This window comes from Sodalis sp. RH14, assembly GCF_047324285.1.
Lineage (GTDB): Bacteria > Pseudomonadota > Gammaproteobacteria > Enterobacterales > Enterobacteriaceae > Acerihabitans.
Window position 1 is genome coordinate 3140500 of the sequence record NZ_CP178739.1, and the last position, 12470, is coordinate 3152969.

Genomic DNA, 12470 nt, shown 5'->3' on the forward strand with positions numbered 1-12470 from the left:
AAACAGATGGGACGGGCAGTATTTGCCGTTAGATGTCAGTGATCCAGCCATGCATGGCGGGAGCGATCCAGTCACCCGTGTCGTTATTTTTTTGCGTCCATCTACCCATAGGATGTTCCACGCGGCCACCCTTACCATTTTCATCTGCAATCCATTTACCAAACGGGTCCTCTATTTTCCCAAAAATATCAGTCTTAATGAATTTCCTAACACTGTGAAAACCATTTTTGGGGTCTTGCTGTAAATTAGCAGGTATAAGATCACCCGGTTTTTCATTGTTCAGATATAAGAAAAGTAATAGGGGTCCCGTAAAAATTAAAGTACCTGTATATCTCACCAGCGCTCGTTCCCGCTTAAGGCCCCATGTGATATTCGCAAAATCGGCATCATCGCTGAATAAATTTCTATTATAATTACTCAATGCTTCCAGTCGTTTATTTTTCTCTGTTTCATCTAACAGATTTAATGCTTCTAACTTGGCTGATCCATTCAATTTTTCTTGCGTACGTAAAATTTCCCTAACTTTTATTTGTGCGGTTAGACTGTTGTCGCCAGAATAACCACTCCAAAAATGCTTAAAAAAATCCATGAATTTTGTTTTATTAGGTCCCAATGTAAACTCTTTGCCTGTGTAAACAGCTTTTATTGCTTCCAAGAGAAAATTGATATCCTTGGCGTCTTTAAGGGCAGCAATAACACCGTTGATTACACCCACCTTAAAATCGTCATCAGACGTAGTCACACTATCATATTTGAAGAGTGAATCTACCGCAGGTTGCCCAAACTGATTATCAATTAATATGTCGCCCAAAGATTCGCTCAAAGCAATGTCAACATCCATATAGATACCGCCAAAATCCCTGAGTACGGACAAGCGCAAAACATCAGACGCCGCTGCGTAATTCTTATAGGGGGTATCCGCGCATTCTCTTAAAATTATAGCTTCAAGTTCATAGGGTGCCGAGTACCTCAAAATCTCAACACGAGCAAAGATCGCTGATGTTAATCCGACGGTCATCAGTTCCGAGTGCGTGCGCTTAGGATTATCAACCCATAGCTTAATGACATAATCAGGATTTAAGTCTACATTTCGTACAAGATTTATCATCGCTTCATAAGGAAAAGGTGCGTCACCCAACCAAATATGATGGATAATTTTTGGGATAACAAAACAGAGTGGATTGTTGCTAAGGTCAAGATGTTGCAGCGAACCTGCGGATTGTGGTTTTATTTTAATGAAGTTATCCGCTAAATATAACTCTTCCAATGATGATCCCGACGCAGTTGCGGGAAACGTCATAAGCCTGTTATGGCTGGCTTTAAGTATCTTCAATGTATCTGGAAAAGAAGGCAATGTTTTCAGTACATTATTACCGACATTGAGCTCTTCGATATGCAGTGGTAAAACCGGCAGACTGGTTAAGTTAAGACCGCTTAAATTCAACGTCACGCTGCCCGTCTCGATGCAGTTTTTTATTATGTCAGCCGCTATATCGCGACGTTCCCCAAAGCCGTTCCGGGCTTCACTTTTCCACAGGTTCAGTGCCTGATAATAATCGCCCTTCTCGCCAAAATCAGTGCTTTCATGCCGTAATGGAAATAATTCATTGGAGATATATGATAAGGTAATCAACTTTTTTATCCATAAAAAAATAAAAAGAAAAAAGTCCATTAAAAATCGGCTTTCTGTTTATGATAAAAGAATGCAGGTAATAAATAATGTTACTCTTACTATACTTGCGCAGTAGATTTAAAATCCGGCAGATAATAACAAAATCCATCACGAATATTTCAATATAATATAAACAAGGTGGATTTAAGTACCTGGGTTTTATTCTCAAACCGACACTCGCACCACCCGGCTAAACGGAATGTGGGCGACTCGCCTGCGCCTGTATACGGCTAACACCGGAAAAAACGTTGTCGTATCTCCGGCATTTTATTTTGCCCCATAAGCAAAAACCCCTACTCGTTGGGTGTCCAACTTTCGGGGTTCACTTCACCTGCGGGGATTTTTATTTGCTACTGCTCATCGTCAGCGTTATCTTTCGGCGGCATTGGATTTCAGCGCGGCCTGCGCGGCCAGTTCTTCATCCATCAGGCTGACATGGCCTTTTCTCACGCGTTTGGAATACAGCGCGGTGATAATCGGCACGAGTATTGAGGTAACAATCACCGAGGTGGCCACCAGCGCGGTTGCCGCCGGCGCCATCGGCTTAAAGGCCGGCACCATTTCGGCAATCAGCACCGGCGTGGCCACCGCGGCCCCGGCGGAACTGGAGGCGGCAATACCCGCGGTACCGTCGCCGCCGCCGATAAACTTATCGGCCAGGATCAGCGGAATACCGGTGATGATGATAACCGAAACGCCCAGCAGCACGCCCAGCAGGCCGGTTTGCGCGATGACGTTCAGGTTAATGGTATTGCCGAGTGCGAAGGCGAAGAACGGGATCAGCGTCTGCACCGCTTTGCTGAAGAAATCCCGCAGCTCCGGGTCCAGGTTGCCCAGGGCAAACCCAATCAGGAACGGCAGCACCGCGCCGACGAACACATGCGGCTCGAAAGAAGCGATACCGGCGGTGCCCAAAATAATCATGGTCATCAACGGGCCGGATTCCAGCGACATCAGGACAAATGCCCCCGACTCTTCCTTAGTGCCGTATTGCTGCATTATGGAGGCGTACAGCCCGCCATTGGTCATATCCATGGAGGCGACCAGCGCCAGGGTGGATAAGCCGGCAAAGAAGCCGATTTCCACGCCGTTGGCCGGCAGTAAACGTGACGCTACCGCGGCGACCACCCAGGCAACGGCGATTTTGGTTACCACCAGCGTACCGGATTTACGCAACACGGTGCCGGTGGCGCTGAGTTTAATTGACGCTCCCATGCAGAAAAACCACACCGCCAGAATAGGCACGGTGCCGGAGATCAGGCCGTTGGTAAATGATCCGAAATATTTACCCGCGTCCGGGGCAAAAGTATGACATAACGCGCCGATAAATAACGGCACGAGCATCATACCACCAGGGATTTTGTCAATTGCACGTTTGATTTGCATCGTGATTCCACCTAAGTTCGAAGTATTCCCATGAGTCGTAGGGCGCCGTTCCGTGGCCATGCCCCATTCATTGACGGGGTCAGTTGAGCGTTAAAGTAACCGGTTACATCCTGTAATACAGTGATCTGGAGCATAAAATGAAACAATGTTTCTTTTTTAAAAGAAGATCATTTTAATTGAATGGATATAAGGTTTCAAAATGAGATGAAGATCACGTTTCCGCCATCGTTCTGGTAAAGATAACTATCTGCCAGCCGGCGCGGCAAGGCGTCGCGCCGGCTGGCGCGGGTTTTCCGGGCTAAGTGTAGACAACGGCGCGGCGCATCAATAACACCAGGGAGGGGAAAGCATGGCGCTTGACAAAAAGCCTGAGGAGAGCATTTAGCCGAAGTGAAAAATAATGCGGATTATATACGTATATAAAACAATAATTATTATATTAATTAATTTAAATACAATAATGATAACACCCACTCCGCCAATGGTTAATTAATCACCAGGGACCAAGCGGGTGTCGTAAAGCAGGGCTATTGACCGTAATAGGCATTCTTGCCATGTTTACGCAGATAATGCTTATCCAGTAATTCCGGCTGCATGGCCGGCAGTTGCGGCGTCAACTGACGCGAGAAAATACCCATATAGGCCACCTCCTCCAACACCACGGCGTTATGCACCGCCGTATCAGCATCTTTGCCCCAGGCGAACGGACCGTGGGAGTTGACCAGCACGGCCGGGATGGCGGTGGGTTCGATGGCGCGCGTTTTAAACGTTTCGACAATCACGCGGCCGGTTTCCCATTCATAACGTCCCTGGATTTCCGCCTCCGTCATCAAACGGGTGCAGGGGATGGCGCCATAAAAATAATCCGCATGGGTGGTGCCCCAGGCGGGGATATCCAGGCCGGACTGGGCCCAGATGGTGGCATGGCGGGAGTGGGTATGGACAATGCCGCCGATGCCGGCGAACTCAAGATAAAGCACCCGGTGGGTATCGGTGTCCGATGACGGCTTTTTGCCGCCTTCGACCACGCGCCCGGTCTCCAGCTCCACCACCACCATATCGTCGCGGGTCATGGCTTCATAACCGACGCCGGAGGGTTTGATCACCATTAGCCCCTGCCCGCGATCGACCGCGCTGACATTGCCCCAGGTGAAGGTCACCAGATGATGGCGCGGCAAAGCCAGATTGGCCGCCAGAACCTGTTCTTTTAATTCGTTAAGCATTGTGTTGTCCTCAGAAACGCCATGAGGACATTGTCCCGGCAGCCGGACGCCACCGGTATGGTCAAAACGGCTGAAGATCCGGTTGTCTTCTGCTATTGCCCCGTTTTAGCGTGCCCTGACCGGTCCGCTTTCGGCCCCGTCATAGCGAATGACTTTATTTATAGCAATACAAGCTAAACAACCGAGTCGGTACTATAATAAATACTTATTATTGACACCTATGGAGAAGTTGACGATGACGAATAATTCAACAAAACGTATTGCCGCCGCAGTGTTAGCGGTCACCCTCGCCTTGTCGCTAAGTTCCTGCTCAAACTGGTCAAAACGTGACCGTAACACCGCCATCGGCGCGGGCGCCGGCGCCCTGGGCGGCGCGGTGCTCACCAATGGCAGCGGACTGGGCACGGTAGGCGGCGCCGCGGTCGGCGGTATTATCGGCCATCAGGTTCATTAATACCCTCACGGACGGGTAAAGCTTCATCCCCCATTGAGGGACGCGTTCCCGGCGCCGTCGGCGCCGGTATGACCGCCGTAGTCAGGCGCGCGTTTTTGGCGTAATCCTCGCCAGCCGCCGGCATAGCCTGCCGCCGCGCATCACCGTCATCCGCCGATGCTAGCCTCCGGCCAGTTTTACCTTCAGTCCCTTCGCTTCCAGCAATTGTTTTAATAACTCCCGTTTATCGCCCTGGATTTCGATAACCCCTTGTTTAACCGCGCCGCCGCAGCCGCATTTTTTCTTCAGCTCGGCGGCAAGCAGGGCCAGGGCGTTATCGTCCCCCGCAAGCCCGGTGATCAGGCATACCCCCTTGCCTTTCCTGCCGCTGGTCTGGCGCTGGATACGTACGATACCGTCCCCGGCGGGGCGCGGAGCGGTCTGTGGCGGGTCGTCGATGCGCCCGCGGTCGGTGGAATAAACCAACCGGCTGTTGTCGTCCATCAGGCTTCTCCCGTTTGCAATTGGCGTAAAATGGCCTGCAGCGCGGCGGCCGGATCGGCGGCTTGGGTTATGGGGCGGCCGATGACCATATAATCCACCCCGGCGCGCCGGGCCTGCAGTGGCGTCATGATGCGCCGCTGATCGGAGGCGTCGCTGCCCTGCGGGCGTATGCCCGGCGTCACCAGGCGAAAATCGCGGCCGAAACGGGCTTTAAACGCCGCCGCCTCCATGGCCGAACAGACCACGCCGTCCAGATGGCAGCGTTGCGTCAGCTCGGCCAGGCGCCCGGCATAGTCGGCGGCGGTATAAGGAATGCCCAGGCCGGCCAGATCCGCATCGGCCATGCTGGTCAGCACGGTGACGGCGATAAGCAGCGGCGCCTGGTCGCCATAGGGCGCAAGCGCCTCTTTGGCCGCGCTCATCATACGCTCGCCGCCGCAGGCATGGACATTTACCATCCACACGCCGAGCTCCGCCGCCGCCGCCACTGCCTTGGCCACGGTATTGGGGATGTCATGGAATTTCAGGTCGAGAAAAACATCAAATCCCCGGCGCCGCAGTTCGCGCACCAGCTCGGGGCCAAACCGGGTAAACATTTCCTTGCCGATTTTCAGGCGGCACTCGCGGGGGGAAACCTGGTCGGCAAAGGAGAGCGCCTGCCCGCGGTCGGCATAATCCAGGGCGACGATCACCGGCGAGGGGGTTGATATAAGATCGCTTGTCATGACGAGAACCTTTAATAATGTAATGCCTTAGCGGGGCAGCCTTGATTTATGGCGATATGTTACCTGCCGCCGGGGCAAATGCCTAGCCGTCAAGGCCGGCTTATTGCTCGTCGAGGCCGCGAATCGGCTTGATGGAGGCCCAGGATTTACAGGAAGGGCAATGCCAGTAAAGGCTGTGGGAGGTAAAACCGCATTTTATGCAGCGATAGCGGGGTTTGGTGCGGATTTGCTCGCCGACCATATCGCGCAGCACCTGCAGGCTCTCCTTGGCCCGGCCGTCTTCCGCCTCGTTAAGATGGAAAACCATCAAGCGGTGGAACATGCGCATGGTGGGATGCTGGCGCAGCTGTTGGTTGATATAGATCTGGGTGACCTCGGTGCCATCGTTTTGCTCAATGACGTCGGCCAGCAGCAGCTCAGCCGCCGCGCCGGTATTGAGCTCGACGCAGCGCCGCAGGTAATCGGCCCAGGCCTGCGGCTGATCCAGATGCTGGTAGCAGGTCTGGAGGATCGGCAGGGTTTCGCTGACCATCTCTTTATCCTGATCCAGCACCCGTTGCAATACGGCCACCGCCGCCGGGTAATCCTCCCGCGCCATAAAAATACGCGCCATCATGATGGACACCCGCGCGCAGTTTTTATCGGCCGCCGCGCCTTTTTTCAGCAACGCCATGGCTTTATCCAGATCGTCGCTGCCCATGGCCTGCAGGGCCAGTTCGCAATAAAAATGGGCAACTTCGATGCGCCGGTGATCCTTACCCAGCTTGACCAGCTTTTCGGCCGTTTCTATGGCTTTGGTCCATTCGCTGGTGGCCTGGTAGATTTGCAGTAGTTGCTGCAAGGCGCCGGTGCGGAAATCTTCTTCCTCGATAAGCTGGTTGAACATTTCCTCGGCGCGATCGTAAAAACCCGCCGCCATGTAATCCCGGCCCAGTTGCTGGATGGCCAGCAGGCGCTGTTCAAAACTCAGGGCGGTGCTTTCCATCAACGCCTGGTGAATACGGATGGCGCGATCCACTTCGCCGCGCGAGCGGAAGAGATTGCCCAGCGTCAGATGGGCCTCCACGGCGTTACTGTCTTCCTTGAGCATATCCAGGAACAGGTCCACCGCCTTATCCTGCTGGTTGGACAGCAGGAAATTGACCCCGGCGACATATTCGCGCGACAGGCGGTTGGCATCCTGTTGTTTATCCTGCTGCGCGCTCCTGCGCCCCATGTACCAGCCGTATGCGGCCGCCACGGGCAACAACAGAAACAGCAGCTCTAGCATAACCGGTTATTCCTTCGCGGCTGTGGGTACGGTCGTGGCGATGTCGGCGCCGGCCGCCGGCCGCTGCTCCAGACGCTTGATTTTGCGATCGGCGCGCAACAAGGCCAGACGCACGCGCAGGTAAAACAGGCCGCAGATCACCCAGCCGAGGATAAATCCCATCGCAAACAGGACCGTCAGCAACGTAGATACCCGGTATTGCCCCTGGGCCAGTAAATAATTAAAGGTAACGACCTGATCGTTATGGGCTCCAAAGGTGAAAGAAATAATAAAAATCACCAGAACCAGCAAAAATATCAGAGCATATTTCACATTTTTTCCCGCAAACCACGTTATTCGGATGGGCCGCGTCCATAAACCGGCGCCAAGATGGTATAAATTAGCATTTCCCGCGTTACGAAGGAAATGCTGTAGACAACATAACGGCATTATCTGTTGCCGACCTTCCTGGAAACCGTCTGCGCCTGCCCGATTCATGAAGCCGGTCTTAAAACTATAGGTGCCGCCGGCAGAAAACCCAACCGCAAGATCATGCACAGCTTGTTATTTATTCAGTTATGCATAAAAATGTAAGCATGAAAGGGACCCGTTGGAGAACGCCGCATGTCCAGACAAGACGAACAGCGTTTATTGGTTAAAATTGCGACGTTATATTACACGGAAAATAAAAAACAGGCGGATATCGCCGCCGCCCTGCATTTGTCGCAATCCTTCGTTTCCCGCGCCATCACCCGCTGCATCAAGGACGGCGTGGTGAAAATCAGCGTGGTGCAACCGCCGAATATGTTTATGGGCCTGGAGTCGGCCATCCAGCAGCGCTACGGCATCGACCAGGCCATCGTGGTGGATGTGCCCGATAACGCCGGGGCGCAGCAAATCAAGCAGGCCATCGGTTCCGCCGCGGCGCATTATATGCAGACCAGCATCCGGCCGGACGACCTGGTGGGCATTTCGTCGTGGAGCAGCACGCTGCGGGAAATGGTGGACAACCTTCATCCTCTGGCGGTCAAGGCGAGCGGCGTTATCCAACTGTTGGGCGGTGTCGGCCCCAACGGCAACGTTCAGGCCACCCTGCTCACCCAGCTGTTGGCCGATCAGCTCAACTGCAAGGCCTATCTTTTGCCGGCGCAAAGTATCGAGCGTTCGGTGGAGGACCGTATGCGGCTGGTCAACAGTAGCGAGGTGGCGGATGTGGTGGCCAAGTTCGGCGAGGTGGACGTGGCGCTGGTCGGCATCGGCGCCCTGGAGCCGTCGCAGCTGTTGATGAATTCCGGCAACTACTATCACGAAAAGATGCTGCGCCTGCTGGCGGAGCGCGGCGCGGTGGGCGATATCTGCCTGCATTATTTCAACGCCCGGGGCGAGGCGGTGCTCGAGGACGACGAGGATCCTGTCATCGGCATGCCGCTGCCGCAGGTGCGGCAATGCTCGCGGGTGGTGGCGCTGGCCGGCGGACAGGAAAAGGTCGCCGCGATTAAGGGCGCGCTGGAAGGACGGTATATCGATGTGCTGATAACGGATCGCCTGGTGGCGGAACAGCTGGTATAGCCCGCGGGCGCGTCATTGCCCCGTGGCCCGATGTGTGTAAATATTCCCGGTAACTTTCTGTTGTGGTGCCGCTGCCATGCTTTCTATTCCCTTTCCCGTCATTACTGTATCCGCGCTGCTTTTCTTACTGGCACTGGCGCTGTTTCCTAAAAAACAACGCCACGGCGGTACGCTACGTTTCCTGGTTGCCTGCATAGTCCTCCTGTCTGTAAGTACGCTGCGCTGGGAATATCATTCCGCCATGCTGAGGAATATCCAGTCGGGGCTGGCGCTGCTTTTGCCGCCTGTCGCCTGGCACAGCTTCATCTCAATGACTGAAATCAACAGGCAACGTCATTGGCTACTGCTGTTCGTCCCTGCTACCCTCGCCTTTTTTATCAGGATATTCTGGCCGGCAGCGACAGATTTTATCTTGTTTATGCTATTTGCCGGCTACGGATGCAGCTTGTTGCGTATGGCATGGCAGGGAGAGCATAACTTCACGCTGAGCCGACTGGGCGAGTCATCGCATACCACAAGGATGGCTTTTTTCGCCGGCTGCTTCCTGTGCCTATCCGCGCTGACAGATCTTGCGGTGTCATTTGACTTCAGCATCACCGGCGGCAAACAGGCTCCTGTTATGGTTGTTATTTTTCAGGTCATGCTGCTGCCGCTTATCGGGGCTGCCATTGTCAGTGCGAGAAGTACGGCGGCGCTATCCGGATCGGCTGCCCGGGAAGCAACGCCACCTGCACGCGCCGTGTTACCCGCGGGAGAACTGGCGGGACTATATCGCCTGCTGGAGAAACAGGTGCGTGAATCGCAAATCTACCTCAATCCCGATCTCACACTCAGTCTTCTGGCCAGGAAAACAGGTGTGCCCGCGCGGCAACTTTCAGGTGCGGTAAATGCGATAAGTCAGTGCAACGTATCGCAGTGGATCAACGGTTTCAGGGTTGAACGGGCAAAGGAACTGCTGCTAAGCACCCCGATGCCCGTTACGGATATCATGCTGGAGTCAGGATTTATGACTAAATCTAATTTTAACCGCGAATTTCAGCGGGTTTCCGGCGTGTCTCCTACGGTGTTTCGCCAGCGGGCGCATGATAATCAAGCGACGCATTGAGAAATGCACTGATCTTACCCACCAGCGCCTGATGAATACCAGACCTGCTTGCTCCGCTACCGTCCCGGCAGACGATGCCATCGCCAGGGGATTCTTCATTGATAAGCGTTTCAGCGCCGGGCTTGCACAACGACATAAAACTGAAATGGGTAGCCCCATCAATGATGTCGAATTGTCTCCATTGCGGACGCATTGCGGCGGCAAGGTACCCTGATTCCTCTTCGGCTGGCAACGCCGCCAGCTGGTCCATCCGGGCCGCGAGGATCAGGACAGGCAGGCTAATATCATGCAGACTGCGGGGGGTAAACCCGGGGGCCAGCCCGAGATCGAGAGACACGACGGCTCTGATTCTTGCATCCCGGTGATCTGCAGATAATTTTTCCTGCGACAACGCTTCATCGATGCCCAGCTTGTCCGTTAACCGGCAGTCGCCCCGTTGTGGGTGTTGCCGGCAGTCGTGCAAAAACCGGGCAGGGTCAAAGCGTGCCCCCGCCAGCGACATGACGGTCCATCCTCCCAGGGAATGCCCCAACGCGGCAATCCGGTCTTTGTCCGTTGCCCCGAACAGTCCGGGAGAGTGAATGACTAGGTCGATAACCGCACTAAGATCGCGCGGACGCCGCCACAGCTGTTTAGCGTCTGCAGGATTTTGATTAAAGGTGGTGGTCCCCGGATGATCCGGGGCGGCGACAATATATCCCTGCGCCGCCATGGCCGCGGCAATCCAGGACAAATTCCGCCAGTTGCCATTGTAACCGTGTGAAATAACCAGGAGAGGGTGTGCGCCTGGCGCGGGCGGCGCATTGCGGATGACGGCAACGCCGATGAAAGCGGGATTATCCCCGGCCGATTCCGTTATTCCCGCGGAAGAAACCGGATACCACACCGCCACATTCAGCGCGTCCCCCTTCTGGTCCGACAACGGTAGCTGACGAAAGCCCGGGGCTGCTTGCACCTGTATACACAACAGCAAAGCAGACAATAAAAGAAACCCTCTGATGAACATCATTAATGACCCTGCGGTGATGAATTGTGCCGCAGTTATATTATGAAGTTCGGTATCAGGGCGCCCCGGAACACGATCGAGGTCGTGAATTCTGATTATTTTATTACCCTTTCCTAACGTCCGGCCATCGCCGGGCCTCCCTGCCCAGCCGGTGGTGAGTTAGGGTCTGGCATGCCAGTAACACTCTATGCCCAAATACTTGGTAAAGGCTTCATGCAGCACCGCCGCGGTGGCCGAATGGTTCATGGCCACATGGTGCTCGAAGCCCTGCTCGCAAATATGGCGCAGCAACGGTTCCATGGCCGGAATTTGTACCACCGCGCGACAGCCGACGGTATCAAGCGGATCGTTCACCACCGAGCCTTCACCGACGTAAGCCCGGACCTTACCGGTAAAATCATCCGACGACAGACGGAAGTAGGTCAAGGGGCCGGCCTTCATGCGCCCATGCACCGCGCCGCAGGTATTTTCGCAGCCGACGGTGGTGCCGATAATGTCCGCCGTGCCCATGGCCGGGTTTTCCAGGCTTTCACTGGGGAAGTTGCCGCAGTGGAACAGCACGCATTTGTCCTGCTCATCGCCGAAGTTATTATTCCAGTCGGCGATGGAGGCGGGCGACAGCGAACAGCTGGCCAGCGCGTACATCGACAGCGCCCCCATCACGTCCACTTCGCAGGCGCTGGGCATCAACTGCCCCGACATGACGCTCATGATGGAGCACACGTTGATGCCGAGATTTTCCTGCAACGACGTCCAGCACTGGATGGCGGTGGTGTCGATATCATTCGCCTGCACCCATTCGCTTATCACCACGAACAGCTTCGCCATGGTATGCAGTTTTTCCGGGGGAATGGCGCCGGTATCCGCGTTGTCTTTTAACAGCGCCAGCTTTTCTCCCACCCGCAGGTCGTTATCGGCCAGGTTGCCGACGCGGGTAAAAATTTCGGATAAATCCAGCGTTTCCACCGAGACGTTCATGCGCTCCAGCAATTTTTCACTGTAGCGCACGGTGTTGAAGGCGGCGGGACGCGCGCCGATGGCGCCGATACGCACGCCTTTCATGGCGTGTACCAGCCGGCAAAGCTGGGTAAACTGACGCAGGTCCTGGGCAAACGCGTCGCCCGCCACGGTACAGACATGGCGTTGGGTCAGGGTAAACGGAATGCCGCACTGGCGCAGATTGTTGCACAGCGAAATCTTGCCGCAGAAACTGTCGCGCCGGGTTGCCAGCCCCATTTTATCCAGACTGTCCTGCTCGGCCTGGATCAGCACCGGCACGGTCAGCCCCGACAGGCGAATCGCGTCCGCCACCGCTTTTTCGTCGCCGAAGTTGGGCAACAGCACCACCACGCCGTGAATGTCGTCGCGTCGCTGGCGAAACAGCTGCGCGCAGGCCTTGGCGTCCTGCCAGGTTTCCACCCCGCCCAGTTTGCTTTGGGTTTCGTCCAGCCAGACGATATTGATGCCCAAGCGCTCGAATACCGCCGCCGCGTCGCGACGCGCCTCCGTCACAAGATAGCTGGGAAAAAATCCCCGATTGCCGACGATCACGGCCAGGGTCAGATTTTCAATTATTTTAGTCGACATTGCTTTACTCC

The 12470-nt window shown here is 54.8% G+C and carries 12 protein-coding genes; 3 read left to right on the forward strand and 9 right to left on the reverse strand.

Annotated features, from left to right (window positions below):
- Positions 1-28: 28 nt before the first annotated feature.
- The 3 genes from ACL2XQ_RS14280 to araD all read right to left on the reverse strand — a co-directional run bounded on the left by ACL2XQ_RS14280 (position 29) and on the right by araD (position 4281).
- Positions 29-1633 (reverse strand): TcdA/TcdB catalytic glycosyltransferase domain-containing protein, encoded by a 1605-nt coding sequence (locus ACL2XQ_RS14280; protein WP_413739360.1) that lies wholly within the window; start codon positions 1631-1633, stop codon positions 29-31.
- Positions 1634-2041: 408 nt separating this feature from the next.
- Positions 2042-3058 (reverse strand): 2-keto-3-deoxygluconate transporter, encoded by a 1017-nt coding sequence (gene kdgT / locus ACL2XQ_RS14285; RefSeq protein ID WP_410015197.1) that lies wholly within the window; start codon positions 3056-3058, stop codon positions 2042-2044.
- Between the two features lie 527 nt (positions 3059-3585).
- Positions 3586-4281, reverse strand: coding sequence for an L-ribulose-5-phosphate 4-epimerase (gene araD, locus ACL2XQ_RS14290; protein WP_410015198.1), 696 nt, complete (start codon positions 4279-4281; stop codon positions 3586-3588).
- A gap of 235 nt (positions 4282-4516) precedes the next feature.
- Between araD and osmB the strand changes: the two genes are divergently transcribed.
- Positions 4517-4735, forward strand: a complete 219-nt coding sequence (osmB, locus tag ACL2XQ_RS14295) for an osmotically-inducible lipoprotein OsmB (protein ID WP_410015199.1) — start codon at positions 4517-4519, stop codon at positions 4733-4735.
- A 159-nt stretch (positions 4736-4894) separates the two neighbouring features.
- Here the strand turns inward: osmB and yciH are convergent, their stop codons facing one another.
- The 4 genes from yciH to ACL2XQ_RS14315 all read right to left on the reverse strand — a co-directional run bounded on the left by yciH (position 4895) and on the right by ACL2XQ_RS14315 (position 7525).
- Positions 4895-5221, reverse strand: coding sequence for a stress response translation initiation inhibitor YciH (gene yciH, locus ACL2XQ_RS14300; protein WP_410016553.1), 327 nt, complete (start codon positions 5219-5221; stop codon positions 4895-4897).
- Positions 5218-5943, reverse strand: a complete 726-nt coding sequence (gene pyrF, locus ACL2XQ_RS14305; protein ID WP_410015200.1) for an orotidine-5'-phosphate decarboxylase — start codon at positions 5941-5943, stop codon at positions 5218-5220. Before pyrF ends, yciH begins: the two co-directional genes overlap by 4 nt.
- A 100-nt stretch (positions 5944-6043) precedes the next feature.
- Entirely contained in the window at positions 6044-7213 is a 1170-nt protein-coding gene (gene lapB / locus ACL2XQ_RS14310) for a lipopolysaccharide assembly protein LapB (RefSeq protein WP_413739361.1), read from the reverse strand.
- 6 nt (positions 7214-7219) lie between these two features.
- A complete protein-coding gene (locus ACL2XQ_RS14315) occupies positions 7220-7525 on the reverse strand; it encodes a LapA family protein (protein ID WP_410015202.1) in 306 nt (101 codons plus the stop codon).
- Positions 7526-7816: 291 nt separating this feature from the next.
- Here ACL2XQ_RS14315 and ACL2XQ_RS14320 point away from each other — a divergent pair, with 291 nt between their 5' ends.
- Both ACL2XQ_RS14320 and ACL2XQ_RS14325 read left to right on the forward strand, forming a co-directional pair.
- Positions 7817-8761 (forward strand): sugar-binding transcriptional regulator, encoded by a 945-nt coding sequence (locus tag ACL2XQ_RS14320; RefSeq protein ID WP_410015203.1) that lies wholly within the window; start codon positions 7817-7819, stop codon positions 8759-8761.
- Positions 8762-8837: 76 nt separating this feature from the next.
- Complete coding sequence (locus tag ACL2XQ_RS14325) at positions 8838-9866, forward strand: helix-turn-helix domain-containing protein (protein WP_410015204.1); 1029 nt, start codon at positions 8838-8840, stop codon at positions 9864-9866.
- On the opposite strand, the gene ACL2XQ_RS14330 is transcribed toward ACL2XQ_RS14325, so the two are convergent.
- Both ACL2XQ_RS14330 and ACL2XQ_RS14335 read right to left on the reverse strand, forming a co-directional pair.
- The gene (locus ACL2XQ_RS14330) at positions 9820-10875 is read right to left on the reverse strand and encodes an alpha/beta hydrolase family protein (protein WP_413722795.1); all 1056 of its coding nucleotides are present in this window, start codon (positions 10873-10875) and stop codon (positions 9820-9822) included. The two genes, ACL2XQ_RS14325 and ACL2XQ_RS14330, sit on opposite strands and share 47 nt — an antisense overlap.
- A 156-nt stretch (positions 10876-11031) precedes the next feature.
- Positions 11032-12459, reverse strand: a complete 1428-nt coding sequence (locus ACL2XQ_RS14335) for an L-fucose/L-arabinose isomerase family protein (protein ID WP_410015205.1) — start codon at positions 12457-12459, stop codon at positions 11032-11034.
- Positions 12460-12470: the final 11 nt, after the last annotated feature.